Genomic DNA, 17,756 nt, shown 5'->3' on the forward strand with positions numbered 1-17,756 from the left:
AACGCAGTAAAATCAAAGGGTTAGTTTCTCATTTTTGAAATGCAATAAAACGAGTTAGGTTAAAAACTACATGAACATGGCGAACATTTTTGAAAATCAGCAAGTTGTTGCCATAGCAGGGTTAATTGCCCTTGTGGTGGTACTGTTCGTTGTGAAACGTCTTATTTTGGTGCGTTTGGAAGACAAGGCGCGCTCAGAAGCAAGCAGTATGTCAGATATCTATCGCGTGCTGGTGTTGTCATTAAATGCGCCCCTGAATTTACTCATATTCGTTATTTTTATCGCCGTGGTTAATCGTGTAGTAAGCATTTTTGATGTGAACGACGAGCTATTACTGCGAGTGCTGTCCATTGGTATCGACGCTGGCCTAATCATCACCTTATTCCTGTTTTTAGAGCGCTTTGTTACCTATTTATTGAGGCGGTATCAAGACCAATCTTCCATCGTAAAAAATACCAGTGGTATTGCCGGTGGCGCGGTTCGCGCTGTTTTCGCGGTACTCGCTATTCTTATTATCTTAAGCACCATGGGCATTTCTATTACGCCAATTGTGGCGTCATTAGGTATTACTTCACTGGCAGTAGCCCTTGCCCTTCAACCTACGTTAGAGAACGTTTTTTTCCGGTATTCAGTTGGTCATGGACAAGCCAATCCGCATTGGCGATTTCATTGAATTAGATTCCGGCGAGCAAGGCTTTGTTGAAAAAATAGGGTGGCGTTCAACGTGGGTACGCATGCTGCCCAACAATATTGTTATTGTGCCTAACAGTAAGTTGTCTAATTCAAAATTAATAAACTATTACTACCCTGAGCGCGAACTGTCGGTGCCGGTGGAAGTAGGCGTTCACTACAGTTCAGACTTAGAGCACGTTGAAAAAGTGTGTTTGGAAGTAGCCGAAGATATTTTGCGTCATCACGAATACGGGGTTGATACCTACACGCCCTTTGTGTTGTTTCATACCTTTGATAACTCCAGCATTAACTTAACTGTGATGCTGCGTACACGGGAGTACTTTAATCGTTTCTTTATAAAGAGTGCTTTTATAAAGCAATTGAAAAAGCGCTTTGATGAAGAAGGCATTGTCATTCCATTTCCAATTACGGCACTTAATCTTACTCAGGAAGGGGTTCAAGAAGGAGCCAAAGAAGGGGTAGTTCAGGCTCTACATGTGGCATCACAACCTAAAAAGGAGTAGCAATAAAGTTTGTTGCTAATTTAATGCAACGAGAGTGTGGATGATGCAAGATGCCCCTGTTAAAGTCACCCGTAAAATAGCGGGCTATTCTACGGGTATTGGGATTGATGTTTTAGCGCGCTTGGAATCTTCTCAATCAGCCCAACTTCGGCAACTTACCAAATAGTTGAGACGACCACTTGTAACCTGCGTCAATCAATGTGTTGTCAGTGCGTTGTTTAGGGTAAACAAACCAATAGCCTGCCTCTATTTCAAACATTTGCTGAGTAAGGCGCTGTAGCTTTTGATTGTTTATCCAGTTGTTAACCGCTGGAAAAATGCCAAGTGCAATACCTACACCCATTTCAGCAGATTTAATAATTGAAAAGTAAGAGTCGCACACCACAACCTCTTTAGGAGCAATGTTGGGAAACAGTTGTCGCCATTCTTTAATGCTCTCATCGGTAGAAAGAATAACCTGGTTATTCAATTGCTCTTCAAGGGTTCGCTGACTATCTATCTGTGAACTTGTGTAATTGGTTGAACAAATTGGGCTAACAGCCACCTTGCATAGCAGTTTTGCGTTTAACTCAGGCCAATCTCCATGTCCAAAGCGTATTGCTGCATCGGCAATGTTGGAATCAAAGTCGATGTATTCGGTGCCAGTAGAAATTCGCAACTCCGCATTCGGCTCTATCACTTTAAAATGCATATAGTTTGGAATAAGGAGCTCTTGAGCAATAAAAAGGGGGGTATTTAAGCGCAACACACGTTTGTTAAACCGCCTATCAAACTCATTAAAGCTGCTGTGATAGTGCATCATCATTGGCTGAATACTTTGACAATAAAACTTACCTTCATCGGTTAGCGTAAGCGTCGGGCCATTTCGCTTAAATAAACGCACACCCAAATACGCTTCAAGGCTTTTTATGTGTTGGCTCACCGCCGGCGGCGATACGCACAGGCGCTCAGCCGCTTTTCGAAAGCTCTTGTACTGGGCTGCATAATAAAAAACAGGTAACCATTGGATAGGAGGTGGGTTCACAGTATTCGCTCTTTACTCTTTTTGCTCTTAAGTCAGTTTTAGGTGTGTAGGTATTGATCTTAGATGCATCGATTTTTGATGTTTAAGGATTAGTAAAACTTACCTTAAGTTAACAATAAATGAATTTTAAAAGCCGAATGGTCAGATTAACTTAACATCATTGTCGTTGCTAGTTGCTTTTAATTTATCGCCTAAAGTGGAGAGTTATTGATGAAAGATAAGAAAGTGGCCCTAGTGGTAGGGGCGGGTGATGCCATTGGCAGTGCTATTGCCAAGGCTTATGCGCTGAAAGGTTTTACTGTATGTATGGCAAGGCGAAATGCACAGTCGGTTTCTGCCTATGCTGAAACGCTACAAGCAGAAGGTTTTGATGCTCATGGGTATGGCGTTGATGCCAGAAATGAAGAGCAGGTAGAGCAGTTATTTGCTGACATCGAGGCCAATATTGGTGCTATAGAAGTGGTGGTTTTTAATATTGGGGCAAATGTGCCCATGAGCATTTTCGACACAACTGCTAAGAAGTTTTACAAAATATGGGAAATGGCGTGCTTTTCGGGCTTTTTGGTGGGGCGTGAAGCCGCGCGCAAAATGATTCAGCGCAATAGCGGCACCATTATTTTTACCGGTGCAACAGCAAGCGTTCGTGGGGGCGCATCTTTTGGTGCATTTGCCAGCGCAAAACACGGGTTGCGAGCGCTTGCTCAGTCGATGGCACGAGAGCTTGGCCCGAAGAATATTCATGTTGCTCACGTCATTATTGACGCCGCTGTTGAAACACAGTGGATCAAAGATAATCACCCCGACTACGCAACACTGTCATCAAAAGATGGTGTGGTGCAGCCTGCAGATTTAGCTACAAACTATGTAATGCTGCACGAGCAACCCAGAAATGCGTGGACATTCGAATTAGACATACGTCCATGGGTAGAAAAATGGTAGGCCAAGGCTAGCCCTTTAAAGCAATAAATTAACCACTTAACAAATAAAAAAGAGAATATTTAATGACCCAACAAATAGATTTTTATTTCGATATTGGTAGCCCGACGGCCTATTTCGCTTATAGCGAGCTTAAAAGAATTGCCAGTACCTACAATGCTGAAATCGCTTACGAGCCCATGTTGCTGGGTGCAGTACATAAGGCCACTAATAATGTATCTCCCGGTGCCGTTGCCGCTAAGGGGCGCTATATGCTGAAGTATGACTTGCCAAGATATGCCAAGCTCTACGGTATTCCTTTTAGTATGAATCCACACTTTCCTTTTAACACGCTAACCATAATGAGAGGTTGTTTTGCAGCCAAAAAAATGGGCGTTTTCGAAAAGTATCTAACCGTTTTGTTCAACGCAATGTGGGTGAAAGGGCTGAACGTTGGAGTGGAAGAAATACTGCGGACCGAGCTAATTGAAAATGGGCTGGACGCTGATGCGCTTTTATCACTCATTGAGACCGATGATATTAAAGCGGAACTAAAATTAAATACTCAGAAAGCAGTGGAAAAAGGCTGTTTCGGTGCGCCTACCATGTTCGTGGGCGATGAAATGTTCTTTGGTCAAGATCGCGTGTTTTTCATAGAAGACATGGTAAAGGCTTAATTTTACAGAAATAGGCTGAATATGTAATTGAGTTGTATTCAAGGGCACACTTTGAGCACATCAAAGTGTGCAGTTCTGTTGTTCTCCCATCTAAATGCTGGAAGTGTACTTAAACTAAAGGCTAATGTAATTTTTGCTTAACGAGTGATATTCATTTTGAATGGGTTTATTTTTTAGTCATTTTATTCTAGTTTAATAGTGCTTGTTAGTTTAGTTGTCACACCTTTCTTTTCGCAACAGCTAATAAGCGTTACCCATGCCAATAATAAAAATACTCAAAAACTCAAAAAAAGCACAAGTCTTGAAGGAGAAACACATTGGAACAAGGTAACTTCCCGAAGGGAAAAAAACTCAATCGAATAACTTCGGCCATAATTGCTAGTTCATTACCGTTTTTTGCGGCAATGTCAGCGCCTGCTCTTGCTCAAGAAGAAGAGAAAAAAGCAGACGATTTTGAAAATATTATTGTTACTGGTACACGTATGAGCAACCGCTCTGCGGCCGACTCACCTGTTCCGGTAGACGTTATCACCGGTGAAGAATTCCGCCAAAACTCATCTAGCGACGTACAAGACATGCTACGTACAAACGTACCGTCGTTCGATGTGAACACACAACCAATAAGTGACGCAGCAACTATTGTGCGCCCAGCTAATATGCGCGGGCTATCGCCAGATAATGTGTTGGTACTGGTAAACGGTAAGCGTCGTCATCGTGGCTCTATTATCTCTTTCCTAGGTGGTGGTATTTCTGATGGCGCACAGGGTGTTGATATCTCGGCTATTCCATCGCTTGCTCTTAAGCAAGTAGAAGTGTTGCGTGACGGGGCGTCGTCTCAGTATGGTTCAGACGCCATCGCAGGGGTGCTTAACTTCCTATTGCGTGATGACGATGAAGGGTTTGAATTCCGCGCAAACTACGGATCAACCTATGAAGGTGATGGTGACAACTATACTATTTCTGCCAACGCAGGTTTCTCGTTAGGTGCTGATGGCTTTGTAAATATCACTGGTGAAATTCGAGACGTAGAAGGTACGGTACGCTCTGTGGTACGAAACGATGTTCAAGGTATGGTTGATGCGGGGTACTTAACCCAGGCAGATTTTTCTACCATAAATACCTACACCAACGAAGTGCCACAGTATTGGGGCCAGCCAGATGTAGAAGACGATTATAAGGTTTTTATTAACTCAGCTTATGAGCTAAACGAAAAAGCGGAACTTTACTTATTTGGTAACTACGGCAAGCGCACGGTAACAGGTGGTTTCTTCTACCGGAACCCAGTTACTGAAGGTAGTCAGCGTGGCGGTGTATACGCGGGCCCATTAGTTGACCCGCTAACAGGTATGGCAGATCCAAACGGTGTACACTCGGTACTTGTTGGTGACCTTGACGGTGTGGGAGTAGGCGGAAGCTGTATTGATGGTATTCCAATTGGCGGTGAAGGTAATGTATTCCCTGATCCAACATTCTTAGCACAAGTACAAGCGGACGATAACTGCTTCTCGTTCATTGAAACTATTCCAACTGGCTTTGTACCGCGCTTTGGTGGCGATAACGAAGATATGGCATTTACCGTAGGTGTGCGTGGCGATTTAGAAATTGGTAGTGGCCTAGGCTACGACTTCAGTGCGCAGCGCGGCTCAAACCGTACCGACTTCTTTATTAAGAACACGATTAACGCATCGTTAGGGCCAGATACACCTCGTGATTTTGTACCTGGTGGACAAGAGCAAACCGAGACCTTGGTTAATCTAAACTTCGTGTACGGTGTAGATGTAGGTTTAGAGTCTGATCTGAATGTGGCGTTTGGTGCAGAATACCGTAAAGAAGAGTTCGATTTGTTTGCCGGTGACGAAGCCTCTTATGCGCTTGGGCCATTGGCAAGCCAAGGCTTCTCTTCTAGCTCTAACGGTTTTGGTGGTTTCCCACGTGATACAAGTGCTTCACAGGACAGTACTGCCGTTTATATTGACTTAGAGGCAGATGTAACTCAACAACTTACACTGCAAGCGGCTGTGCGTCGTGAAGACTTTAGTGAGTTTGGTGATACAACCGACTTCAAAATAGCGGGTATTTTTCACGTCACTGACGATTTCCGTCTACGCAGTGCATACTCAACCGGTTTCCACGCACCAACGGCGGGTCAGGCAAGCATTACTAACGTTACCACGCAAAACGTGAATGGCGTGCTGATTGACCAAGGTACACTTCCATTGTCATCGGCAGCAGGACAGTTAGCGGCTGATTTCATTGAAAGCCAAGGTAATGGTCGCCCAGACTTAGGCCCAGAAGAAGCGGTGAACTTCTCATTTGGTGCATCAATTGATGTAGCAGATATGAGTTGGACCATCGATTTCTACAGCATCGAGATGGAAAATCGCGTAGCACTAGGTGCAAACGTAAACTTCCTAGATGCGCTTAACTTCGCTGGTGGTGGCACAAACTATGGAACCGTATCTGAGGCGCTTACCGAGCTTGATGCATCAGGTATTATCAACCGTTCAGACTTTATTGGCCTAGACGACCTGTCTCAGTTCCGTTTCTTCTCGAACAGCTTCGACACCACTACACGCGGTATCGATATTGTAGGTAACTACAGCTTCGACTTATGGGAAGGTAATTCACGTATTACGTTAGCGGCGAACTACAACGAGACCGAGGTTGACGATGTAGGCACGCTTAACCCAATTGGTGAAGGCCGTGTTGCTGCCATTGAAGACTTGTTGCCAAACCTTCGTGGTAATATTTCATGGACACATACGCAAGGTGCTCTTCGCACTTTGGTTCGTGCTAACTATTACGGTGGTTGGGATGATACAGGTAATGGCGTAAATGACATCGACGCGGCTATCTTAATAGACGTTGAAGCTAAATACGCGTACAGCGAAAACTTAGACCTTGTTATTGGTGTAAACAACCTGTTCGACGAATACCCAGAAGATAACCCAAGTGCGGGAAGCCTAGGTCAGCTTTATTCTGAATCTAGCCCATTCGGGTTTAACGGTGGCATGTGGTACGTGCAGGCACGTTACACTTACTAGGTTAACGTTTTTTAAGTTGTGAAATTGAAACAGTAATAAATACATACTATGTCGGATCTCGACAAAAGTATGTCGGTTAGGTGTATGAGAATATTTGAAAAATATCGTATTATTTTCAAATTATTAGAATGAATGCAGTAATTCGGCTCAACATGCACCTTATCATCGCTCGACGACGAGCATTTTTTAATAAGGCCGCTATTCTTCTAGCGGCCTTTCTTCTTTTTTTCTCAGTGCAATGTGCCGCCCAGTTCTTACCGAATCCTAACTATGTTAGCTATAACATTGAAGATGGGTTGTCGAATAGTATGGTGCATACCATATCGCAAGATGGCGATGGGTATATGTGGTTTGGAACAGAGGATGGCCTTAATCGGTTTGACGGCCAAACCTTCCACGTTTATCGCAACGACCCTAAAAATGTGCATAGTTTGGCTGGTAATCGAGTTAATCAGGTATACCTTGCTGACGACAACACACTGTGGATAGCTACCCGAAATGGGCTAAGCCAATATCACAAAAATGGCGATTACTTTACCAGTATTACTGTCGCATCTGGCCTGTCACATAATAATGTTCAATCTGTATTAAAGGTAGAAGATACGTTGTGGCTAGGCACCGATAACGGCTTAAATATTGTTGATCTTAATACTCAGCGAGTGACGGTTTTTCCAGTAAGTGAAGATGGTCAAGGAACCAGTCATAAATGGATACGCGCTTTAGCTAAGCAAGGAAACTATATTTGGGTAGCAACGTGGGGTGGAGGTCTTAATCGTTATGACCTAACGCTGAAACGCTTCGAGTATTTTCGCCACAATAGCCAAGATAAGCGCAGCTTAAGTACTGATACTGTATATTCTGTATTGGTGTCTAAGCACAATGATGTGTGGGTTGGAACCGTACAAGGCGGGTTAAATCGATTCGAGCCAACCTGTGAATGTTTTGAGCGTCTCACGCCCAATAAAGACTACCAGAAGAGTACTGTTGCTAGCTTAGCCGAAAGCAATAGCGCATTGTGGGTTGCAAATGATAACGGCTTGAGCAAACGAGACTATAAGACACGGGCGTTTAGCAGTTATCCGATGCTTAAGCCTCAAGAGCTTGGGAACATCTCTCGGGATGTTCGCTCTGTGTTTATTAGTCGCGACGACACCATTTGGCTAGGTAGTTTTCAAGGCGGCATTATTGCTATTCCTGCCAATGGCTTTTCAATTCAGACATATGCCTATTCGGAACAAGCACAAAATAGCCTAATGTCTGATGATATTAATTCGTTGCTTGTTGACCAAGGTTATTTGTGGACTGGTGCGGTAGGGGGCTTGTATCGTTACCCTATTACACAAAGCGGCGCTTTAGGCGCCGCTGAACGAGTAATTGACACCTTCACGCTAAAAATTGAACCCGCTAATAATGGTAGCTATTGGTTGGCAACAAACCGTGGTCTTTATCACCTAAACGCCGACTTAACCACATTATCGTACAATGATCACACCAAGCTAATTTTGGACAACGCCGGTGAAGGGGCTGTGTTAGATGTGGTGGAAACTCGCAGTGGGCGCGTGTTTGTCGCTAATTGGCGCGGCGGATTAACGCAGGTTGTTGATGAGCATTTAGGCGTTTTTAAGCGAGTGGGCTTTCGTGGTGATAAACGCGGAATTAACGCCAATACTCACATATACAGCATGGTTGAAGGTAGGGATGGTCAACTTTGGATTGGTACAACGGATGGTGTAAATCGATATGATATCGAGCATGATAAGATTCACCATTATTCATTGCAGTTTAATCATAACCAGCCCCCCGTAACTGTCTATTACGTATTTGTGGATGGAGATAAGCTGTATTTAGGTACCAGTAATGGCCTCTATGAATACGAAGAGTCGTCTGACACGTTTACTCACTTCTCGCTACCTTTAAAAAGTCACTATATTCAAGCTATTGTTAAAGACGCAGACACAGCCTTGTGGCTGTCGACATTTAATGGCTTGTATCGATGGAATAAAATAACCAACCACATAGATGCATTTTTCAAACGAGATGGCCTACAAAGCAGTGAGTTTAATACAAAAGGTGTTGCAAAAGGTGATGACGGCACTTTGTATTTTGCTGGTATAGACGGGGTGTCTAGAATCATTCCAAGTCGCCTAAAAGCTGAGAGTTCGAACGCTACCTTGCGTTGGCTAGTACCTGAAAACTATCCCTTGTCAGAGACAACCAAAAACACATCGCAACATACCCAAGCCTCAACGAAAAATGATATTGAGCTTCAGTTCACCCAATCGGCCGATACTATATCACTGGCCTATTTTGTGGATGACTACTACCGTTTGCAGCAACGCCAATTCAGATACCGTTTAAATAAAGAAGCATGGGTTGAAGTGGGCAATGCCATGTCTATTCAGCTAAGCGGTTTGGCAACCGGTACGTACGATATCTCTCTGCAATACTCGAACGATGGCAAACAATGGCGAAGTGCGCATAACAAAATGCTAATCGACGTTGAGCCCCCGCCTTATCAATCGAATATAGCATTGATGATGTATGGTCTACTGCTACTGCTGGTAGGGTTCGCTTACTATCGATTTCGAACCCATGCGTTATTAAAGCAGAAAGTGCAGCTTCAACAGCGAATTGATGAAAAGACTGCGGAGCTGGCTGCTACCTTAGCGCAGAAAAATCAGCTTTTTGCTAATATTTCCCATGAACTTAGAACACCTATTACATTGATTAATGCACCTATTGAACAGCTTGCGCAAGACGCTAATTTATCTGAACAACAGAAGAAGCTTATCCATTTAATACAAAATAACGGCAAGCGTTTGTTTGGTTTGGTAGAGCGAATATTGCACCTAAGTAAGATTGAGCAAAAAGAAAAGCACATCGAGCCAATAAATATTGATGACTTACTCATTCGGTATGTTATTGCGTTCGAGCCGCTTATGCAGCAAAAGGAAATCACTTTGCAGCGTAAGCTCGATAGTCACGCCATTGTAAATGCTGACAAAGAAGACCTGATTTCCATACTCGAAAATTTACTTTCGAATGCCCTGAAATATACGAGTACGGGCGGTTGGGTAAAGCTTCATTCCAGAATTGTAGGCGACGGTTACCAATTGAGTATTGAAAACAAGCATGCAGGGCTGAGCCCTGAGCAAATTGGCAAAATATTTAATCGTTTCGAACGCTTAGGACAGTCTGACTCAGAACAAGGCTTTGGTTTAGGGTTGTCGTTGGTTCTTGATATTTGTCGTCAAAACAGCTGGGACATCCACTGTGAGAGTCGCGATGCTTCAGTTTTGTTTACGTTAACCATTGACGATTTCGCCATAGAAACCAATAACGTGACGCCCGCTCATAGGCAAATATTAGCTTTAGGCGTTAGCAAAACGTCATCAAGTCATCAGCAGCGTCAATCGTTGCTCATTGTTGAAGACAACGATGAATTACGAGGGTTCTTGACTGACATACTGTCGAGTGAATACAAAGTTTCCAGCGCAGAGAATGGCGCTATTGGCCTTGAATACGCAATTGAAAATATCCCTGACCTGATTATTTCTGATGTCATGATGCCGAAAATGGATGGTTTCTCTTTGGTTAAGGCATTGTCTGAACACGACAATACAAGCCACATTCCTACTATATTACTCACTGCAAAAGTAGATGAAGAAAGTGAATTAAAAGGCCTGGAGTTAGGGGCTATCGATTATATAGCCAAGCCTTTTGAAGCTCGCCAGTTGCTGTTGAAGGTTAGTAATACATTAGCGCGCCAGAAATTGCGATTTAAAGCAAAGCAAACCCAAGATGAGCCGGTAGAGAACATAATAAGCGAGCGTGATCAGAAATTTATTACTCGGTTAAATGACACGGTAGAACGTCGTTATACAGACAGTGAGTTCAATGTAGAGCAATTGGTGGACGCTGTCGCAATGAGTGAGCGCCAATTACAACGGAAATTGAAAGCTCTGTTTAATCAGACGCCTGCTGAATACATTCGCAATTTTCGTTTAGTGAAAGCGAAAGCGCTGTTGTTAGAAGGTAAATCTATCTCGTTGACGTCTGATCTAGTGGGCTTTAATTCTTCTAGCTATTTTAGCCGTAGTTTTAAATCAGCTTTTGGGCAGTCACCAAAAGACTTTATAGCTCATTCAAATAAATAAGCGCTAAAGTTACAAAAGTTATCTCAACAAACCTAACCATAACTCCAGTTGTTGGATGGAAAGTCGGTTGTGTGCATTAATTTGTCGGGTTTGTTATACATTAAATGTTTGAATTACATATCTTTATTACTGCTTCCTGTTTGCATTACGGGAATGGTACTAATGACAACAATAAAGGTAGGTATACATGAAGAAGTTCTTTTTGCTAATAATGATGGTTGTTTCGACATCGGTGAACGCTACATCTAACAGTGAAGTAGACGATTACTGTCTAGATTTCGGCATGCTCATGGGGGCGTTAATTATCACTAAAGCCAATGGCGAGCCTATTGATCTTTCTGCGGTTGTTCAAAGAGGGAAAATGATAGCAAATAGTTATGGCACACCAAATTTTCAAAGTTGGGCTGGCAATTTCTCTACTACCATCATTCGTAAAATAGCAAAAATGCCGTATTCAGAAGTTCATGATATTTATAATCAAAACCAAAGAGATTTAGTACAACTCACCGCCTCGTTCAAGCACGTTTGTCGCAGCCAAATTAACTAGTATACCTGTAAAGCTGGTGTTCTATATTTCTTATACACCTTTTAGTAAATGAAACTAATAGGTGTATATACGCGAAAACGCTTTCTAGAAAAATTCACGATATTTAACAAGTGTTTACTTACCACGAATCCAAGCCGACATCAGAAAAAGTCGGATATGTGTACCTATCTGTCGGATTCGTTAACCTGCAACCTTATGATTTTTATTACCTTTGTTATTCCCTTTTTGCTTGAGCGAAGGGTGGTCGAATTATAAGAAAGGATATGAAATGTCAAAGTCTCTCAAAGTGGTGTTAGGCGTAATATTTATTTTTATCGCTCTCATTTACATGGTGAACATAGGTGCCAAATCTTTTGATGACGCCAATTCTACAGGTAGATTAATCAGTCATTTAGTTATTGGTATTTTGCTTGGTGGAACAGTTGCAATGGGTTTACTGCAAGCGGAATCACAGCAGCATATTGCGGCGAATAAATGGGTGGCAGCAAAACTCAACACTCAATATAACGCGATATTCATCGCGGGCATTGTTTCACTATTGTCGGTAGTTATTTCAAAGTCGGCATTTGAAGTAACTAAGTCTTCTTGGTATATCGCCAATGAAATATCAAGCAATGGAGTAGCAATTTGCGATGAATATGAGTCAGCAGCTCAAGTTGAAAAGTCGTATGACAAGCTAATAACTTTGGCTAAAGCGCATTTTTCAGGTACTGAAATATTTTTAATGGCTTGTAATGCTGCTGTTAGCGAAAGTAACGAATCTGAACCATATACCTTAAAAGTTGCATTAACTTATGTAGAAAACGACAACCCTAGTGAAGCGAGTTCTTTACTTGTGATGTTGAATGAACGCAGCAGCCAAGAGCAAGTTATTGTGAAGCTTGCACGGTATGGCTATTTAGATACAGCAGCAGAGGCCGCTATTTCGTTAGATGATAAGAAACTGGTGTTTCTTGCATCTAAATATGAAATGAAGCAACAAGGCACTTTTTCAACATTAGCAAGCTATTTAGCTAACTCTGCCAACACATCGACGTTGGATGAACTAAAAGTTTATATCGAGTTTTTCGAATACCTAGGGAACTACTCGCTTATTGTTGATACCTACAAAGCGTTCGCCGAAGACAGCGGTATTGATGATGAGACTTTGTCTTACGCTAGTTTAGAACTTGGGAAGCTGTATTACTTTTCTCCGTATATTAACTCCGACATTGATAACGCCCAGACACTTTTCAAAAGGGCTGCGGAACATGGCAGTGAAGAAGCGAAATATTACCTAGCAAGAATATATTTGTATGAGAGAAATGACCGTCCAGAGGCATTAAAAGTTGTTGAAGAGCTTCATAAAGCGGGCAATGTATCGGGTACGTACTTACTTGGCAAAATGACTTTCAATGGATGGGGTGTTGAGAAGAATGAAGCCTACGGTATAGAGCTTATCCAATTAGCCGCTCAACAAGGATCTACACATGCATTTGCACAACTAGGTTGGCATTACATGAATGGCGTAGGCGTAGAGCAAAATTACGAAGTCGCAAAGGAGTTCTTGGAAAAAGCGGTAAGCTCTGATGGCTTGGAAGCGAAGTACGCGCAGTTTAATTTAGGCTGGATGTACTACAACGGCCTAGGCGTAAGCAAGGATTATCAAAAAGCTATGACGTGGTTTAAACGCTCTGAAGCACGCGGCTTTAAAGATGCTTCTTCCATGCTTGGAAAAATATACGAAGAGGGTGGTTATGGACTTAATAAGGATATTGAGTTGGCATTAAACTATTATCGCGAGTCAGATAAAAATTGGGGCGATGTAAGCAGACTAGATACGCTTATCGAGAAAGAAAAAATTGAGGATGGGAAGGGATATGTAGAACAGGGTGCATTTTTCTGCCCTGATACCCAATCTGCAATGAGAGCAAAAGCATTAGACAATGCTTCTGACTATAACCCTTACGCAAAGGCGAAAATAAGTGACTATTGTATTTTTAATACAAGAGGGAAGTTTTACCTCAAGCAAGTCACAGCAATAAATTCAGACTTTGTATATTTTCAAGACTTGGGGCGTCAATTCGTTGCGCTAAGAAGAAGTGTGAAACTTGATGAAAGCTAGGTCTATGCCAACGGCCTGATAAACAAAGAACCTGTGTTTAAGCATTTTCTGGCTGAGTTTTCTTAGTTAGAGGATGCTTTACATTTAAGAGCGTAACGGACAAATATTATCATTGATAGTAGTGACAGAAAAATGGTGGCCCCACCCTGACTTGAACAGGGGGCCTGCCGATTATGATGCCCCATTGGCAAGTTCTCTATCCCTTTATAAGTGGGTGTTTTAACGTGCTCATGACCACCAACTTACCGATATTGTTACCACCTATGAATTCTTTGGTGTAACTCAAATTGACTCTTACCAGTTCTGAACTAAACTCTATTGTGGTAGTATAAAGTAGGATTATATCCTTACGAAATTTCTTTCATTGGAGGTAACTTATGGCAATGGTAAAGAAAAGTATCACAGTTACTTATCAACAAGAACAATGGATGCAAGCCCAACTTGCAACTGGTAATTATGCTAGTGACAGCGAGTTATTACGAGATTTAATCAGAAAAGAGCAAATGCGTACTAGCGAAGTTGAAGTTATTAGGCAAGAACTTATCAAAGCAGAGCAAAGCGGTTTTAGCTCTCGTTCTCCAGAAGATATTGTTAATGCGGTGATTGCTAGAAAACAAACTAATGGCGAAGTATAGATTAAGTAGTGCTGCCGATCAGGATTTCGAGCAGCTATTTGAATATGGCATTGATAACTTTGGGTTAACTCAGGCTAAATTATACGTTGATGGATTGATTATTCAGTTTCAAAGCATTGCGGAAAATCCGTTGCATTATCAGGCTGTTGATCACATTCGTAAGGGATATAGACGAAGTGTGTATGGAAAACATGCTATTTACTATGTCGTTTCTAATGACTGCGTTGATGTCATGCGAATACTAAGAGCAGAAAACCTTAATACTGCTTTTGATTAATCAGCCTATATAGTCCCTTATCTTATTGGTTCTTATAAATTGATAGAACCCCCGTTTATGGGGTAGAGCCCTGAAATTTAGGGAGAAATGGTGGCCCCACCCTGACTTGAACAGGGGACCTGCCGATTATGAGTCGGATGCTCTAACCAACTGAGCTATAGGGCCATATTTGAAGTGTGCGTTGAAATTATTAATGTTAACAATCACAAGCGAGCGCAAGTATAAGCAGTTTTAATTGCCTTGTCACGCCCCCTACGGTGCTTTGTGATGCGTTTGCTTTATTTTTGTTCAGTGTTAGGGCTTCTAGTGTTAAATAACGCTGTTTTACTTTGTCGGTAAAACAAATTTTGTCTTCCTAATAGGGCTATCAAGGTCAGTAACCAAACAAAGCCAACACTGCCTCCGCCACCACTTGACCTGCTTTCAGTTACCTCTACCACTTCCACTGGGGCTTCTACTTCTATCGTAATAGTATCACTACTGGTTACGCCAAATTCGTCGGTTGCCGTTAATGTGAAAACCAGTGTTGTTGCACTATTTGGTGTTGTGAAGGTGGCCGCTAGTGTAGCTGAATCGTTGATGGTTACTGTGGTGCCCGATGTTTGTTCCCACTGTACGCCAACTAACGCACCTTCTGGGTCGGTGGCACTGCCTTGAAGGGTTTGGGTTGTGCGCAAAAGGGCCGAAAAGTCGCTACCAGCATTCACAATGGGGGCTTGATTGCTTTCGTCGTCTTTAATGGTAATAACCACTTCACTGAAGCTGCCCAATAACGCTGGGTTGTCAGACGACAAGGCAATAGTAAACTGCTCATTTTCCTCAGCTTCACTGTCGTTAATTAAGTTAACGGTAATGGCTTTAGCTTGTGTATCACCGTCAAGCCACGCAAGGGTTCCCGACAGTGCTTCAACATCTTGCCCACTGGTCGCAGTATCACTTTCTAGTTGATAGTGAACAACCATTTCACCTTCGCTGCCAGCTTGGCGATTTACGTTTATTGTAAAAGGGGAGTCGGTTTCCAGTACCGATAGTGTATTAACGCTAAACTCTGCTTTGCCAGTTTGTGCGTTGCCCTTGATGGTGACTCGGCTATAACCCCTTCCTGTGGCTATTCCACCGCCTTGTGGGTTAAACAAGCGTACAAAAAATATTTCATCACTCTCGTCACTACTATTGGCCGCTATTTCTAACGCAATTGATTTGGGGGCCGTGTCATTTTGTGCCCAATCAAGCTGCCCTGTTGCCAATGTCACATCATCTGTAGTGGCTGAGCCGCTAAGTACTTCATAATGCACACTCATGGCATCGCTGCCAGTTTTGTTAACGGCTAAGGTTAACGGTGAATTGCTATTTGTGTTTACCTGAGTATTTTCAAATGCTACACGGGGTGATGAAAGCTGAGTGTTGTCTTGTAACACAAATAAACCCCGTTGCATGTCGCTAACCAAAATATTGCCGCTGGGTAAAAATGGGTAAACGCCCCATGCACCGTTAAAGCTGGTGCTATTGAATGCGGGGTAGGTGTCAAAGAAGCCAACTTGTTCAGGGGCAGTAGGGTCTGAAATATCCAGTATGGTTAAGCCCCGTTCATAGTTAGACATATAATATCGGTTTCCGCGTACATATCCGTTGTGATCAATGGTTTTTGTATCGCCCTGCCACGTGCCAGCAAGAAAAGGGGCGGTTAACGATGAAATATCAAATACCAGCACCCGCGTACTAAGGCTAAAGTTACGTTCGTCTAACTCGTCGTGCACAAAGGCGTATTGTTTGTCTTCACTAAACCATCCGCTGTGGGTATAAGCCACATTGTTATAGCTTGTTGCACTTAGCGCTTCTACCTGTGATGCATTGGTATGATCCCATAATCTTAAAACGTCCTCGTTAAAGTCTAAAATCACAGTGCAGCCTTCGCTGGTGCCGTTTACACACTCGCTTTGCGCACGCGCGTCTGTGATACGCATAGATGAAGCATCATGAGCGTAATCTTCACGTGTTAATGCGCTGGGAATATAAGTTGCAGCCGGTGTTTGTGCGAGTTGCAGCGCATAAGAACGAAACGCACCACCGTTGCTGTCTTGACCCATTAAATGCAATTGCGGCGTTGCATTGTTCAACGGTGTATTAAATGTGTAGTCGATATTAGAAATGTAGATGTTATGGGCACGGTTATCATCGGTATTGCGCGTAAGTAAGCTCACACTATTGGGTAAGTCATTCAGGTCGATAATGGTAAACCCTTCAGTAACGCTATCTGCACTTGCGTAAGCATAAGCGCGCCACCGGTTGGCTTGTGGGTCAAAATGCTGATAAACCTTGATGTCACGCCACGAGGTACTTTGCCCATTTATTTCACCTATAACGCTGGGTGATTGAGGGTCGGTAACATCCACAACAGTGATGCCCGAACGCATGCCGATAATGGCGTATTCTCGCTGGGTATTTAAATCCACATGTCCCCAGATATCATTCGCGCTAGTTGATACATCAGACAAGGCATTCACTGGAATATGAGAGAGTAACGAAATATTGTTACAAGGATAGGGGCCAGCCAAACCATTCTCACACGCTAAGTTGGTTTGAATGCTATTTTGAACAGCTGGCGCGCTGTACTTATTTTCATCTTTTGATAAAAACTGGCTTTTACCATCCCCAATAGCCATGTTGGTATTGGCTTGATTTGTTAACTGCGTTGCTGATTGTTCACCTTCAAGGCTAACCGTGTCAAAGTCGACTGTATCAAAGCCATTGCGATAAAGTGACGTCACCAAATAATCTGGCACATTTATTAAGGTGGTTTTATTGATGGTTGGGTTTTGTGTTTGGTAATGGTCGATGCGAGAAAAACCACCAAAAACAGGCATTAGGCTATCGTTTAGCACTTGTGCGTGTTGGGCGCTGTCAAATACATATTCGCCTGTTGCAACTAAAACCTTGTCGCCTTTGTTTGCTTGCCGTGCGGCGTAAGCAATAGATTGGCAGGGCCTAAATCGGTTGTCGCACTTTCCTTGGTCAACACCATCAACGGCGACAAAACGCGCTTTGTCGTGGTCGGTGTGAGCGAATGTATCTTGACTAGTAAATGCCAAAAGCAGCACTATTGGAAGCAGGTTTAATACTTTCATTGTGTTATCAACGCATATTATTGTGTCCATACCTGTACAAAAAAGTATCAGATAT

General features: G+C 42.8%; 10 protein-coding genes, 1 tRNA gene and 1 pseudogene. 9 read left to right on the forward strand and 3 right to left on the reverse strand.

Annotated features, from left to right (window positions below; translation table 11 throughout):
• The first annotated feature begins 70 nt into the window (after positions 1–70).
• Positions 71–1,196, forward strand: a pseudogene (locus EYR97_RS02980) (mechanosensitive ion channel family protein).
• A 136-nt stretch (positions 1,197–1,332) separates the two neighbouring features.
• On the opposite strand, the gene EYR97_RS02985 reads toward EYR97_RS02980, so the two are convergent.
• Positions 1,333–2,220 carry a LysR family transcriptional regulator gene (locus tag EYR97_RS02985; RefSeq protein ID WP_131092360.1) on the reverse strand — a complete coding sequence of 296 codons (888 nt, stop codon included), beginning with the start codon at positions 2,218–2,220 and terminating at the stop codon, positions 1,333–1,335.
• A gap of 210 nt (positions 2,221–2,430) precedes the next feature.
• Between EYR97_RS02985 and EYR97_RS02990 the strand changes: the two genes are divergently transcribed.
• The 8 genes from EYR97_RS02990 (at position 2,431) to EYR97_RS03025 (ending at position 14,576) form a co-directional block, all read left to right on the forward strand.
• The gene (locus EYR97_RS02990) at positions 2,431–3,159 is read left to right on the forward strand and encodes an SDR family NAD(P)-dependent oxidoreductase (RefSeq protein WP_131092361.1); all 729 of its coding nucleotides are present in this window, start codon (positions 2,431–2,433) and stop codon (positions 3,157–3,159) included.
• 62 nt (positions 3,160–3,221) lie between these two features.
• Entirely contained in the window at positions 3,222–3,812 is a 591-nt protein-coding gene (locus EYR97_RS02995) for a 2-hydroxychromene-2-carboxylate isomerase (protein WP_131092362.1), read from the forward strand.
• 317 nt (positions 3,813–4,129) lie between these two features.
• Positions 4,130–6,856 carry a TonB-dependent siderophore receptor gene (locus tag EYR97_RS03000; RefSeq protein WP_242634872.1) on the forward strand — a complete coding sequence of 909 codons (2,727 nt, stop codon included), beginning with the start codon at positions 4,130–4,132 and terminating at the stop codon, positions 6,854–6,856.
• Between the two features lie 128 nt (positions 6,857–6,984).
• Positions 6,985–11,013: a two-component regulator propeller domain-containing protein gene (locus EYR97_RS03005; protein ID WP_131092363.1), complete on the forward strand. Its 4,029-nt coding sequence runs from the start codon at positions 6,985–6,987 to the stop codon at positions 11,011–11,013.
• Between the two features lie 187 nt (positions 11,014–11,200).
• The gene (locus EYR97_RS03010) at positions 11,201–11,560 is read left to right on the forward strand and encodes a hypothetical protein (protein WP_131092364.1); all 360 of its coding nucleotides are present in this window, start codon (positions 11,201–11,203) and stop codon (positions 11,558–11,560) included.
• Positions 11,561–11,828: 268 nt separating this feature from the next.
• Positions 11,829–13,664 carry a tetratricopeptide repeat protein gene (locus EYR97_RS03015; RefSeq protein WP_131092365.1) on the forward strand — a complete coding sequence of 612 codons (1,836 nt, stop codon included), beginning with the start codon at positions 11,829–11,831 and terminating at the stop codon, positions 13,662–13,664.
• Between the two features lie 377 nt (positions 13,665–14,041).
• The gene (locus EYR97_RS03020; RefSeq protein WP_131092366.1) at positions 14,042–14,299 is read left to right on the forward strand and encodes a type II toxin-antitoxin system ParD family antitoxin; all 258 of its coding nucleotides are present in this window, start codon (positions 14,042–14,044) and stop codon (positions 14,297–14,299) included.
• Complete coding sequence (locus tag EYR97_RS03025; protein ID WP_131092367.1) at positions 14,286–14,576, forward strand: type II toxin-antitoxin system RelE/ParE family toxin; 291 nt, start codon at positions 14,286–14,288, stop codon at positions 14,574–14,576. Before EYR97_RS03020 ends, EYR97_RS03025 begins: the two co-directional genes overlap by 14 nt.
• An 88-nt stretch (positions 14,577–14,664) precedes the next feature.
• Here EYR97_RS03025 and EYR97_RS03030 read toward each other — a convergent pair.
• Together EYR97_RS03030 and EYR97_RS03035 are read right to left on the reverse strand one after the other, a co-directional pair.
• A tRNA-Ile gene (locus tag EYR97_RS03030) sits at positions 14,665–14,741 on the reverse strand.
• A gap of 113 nt (positions 14,742–14,854) precedes the next feature.
• The gene (locus EYR97_RS03035) at positions 14,855–17,701 is read right to left on the reverse strand and encodes a choice-of-anchor B family protein (protein ID WP_131092368.1); all 2,847 of its coding nucleotides are present in this window, start codon (positions 17,699–17,701) and stop codon (positions 14,855–14,857) included.
• Positions 17,702–17,756: the final 55 nt, after the last annotated feature.

The organism is Alteromonas sp. KUL42, assembly GCF_006538325.1.
GTDB lineage: Bacteria > Pseudomonadota > Gammaproteobacteria > Enterobacterales > Alteromonadaceae > Alteromonas.

Coding starts and splice junctions, on each gene's coding strand:
- EYR97_RS02990 (WP_131092361.1), top strand. CDS start 2,431: ATGAAAGATAAGAAAGTGGCCCTAGTGGTAGGGGCGGGTGATGCCATT.
- EYR97_RS02995 (WP_131092362.1), top strand. CDS start 3,222: ATGACCCAACAAATAGATTTTTATTTCGATATTGGTAGCCCGACGGCC.
- EYR97_RS03005 (WP_131092363.1), top strand. CDS start 6,985: ATGAATGCAGTAATTCGGCTCAACATGCACCTTATCATCGCTCGACGA.
- EYR97_RS03010 (WP_131092364.1), top strand. CDS start 11,201: ATGAAGAAGTTCTTTTTGCTAATAATGATGGTTGTTTCGACATCGGTG.
- EYR97_RS03015 (WP_131092365.1), top strand. CDS start 11,829: ATGTCAAAGTCTCTCAAAGTGGTGTTAGGCGTAATATTTATTTTTATC.
- EYR97_RS03020 (WP_131092366.1), top strand. CDS start 14,042: ATGGCAATGGTAAAGAAAAGTATCACAGTTACTTATCAACAAGAACAA.
- EYR97_RS03025 (WP_131092367.1), top strand. CDS start 14,286: ATGGCGAAGTATAGATTAAGTAGTGCTGCCGATCAGGATTTCGAGCAG.
- EYR97_RS03035 (WP_131092368.1), bottom strand. CDS start 17,701: ATGAAAGTATTAAACCTGCTTCCAATAGTGCTGCTTTTGGCATTTACT.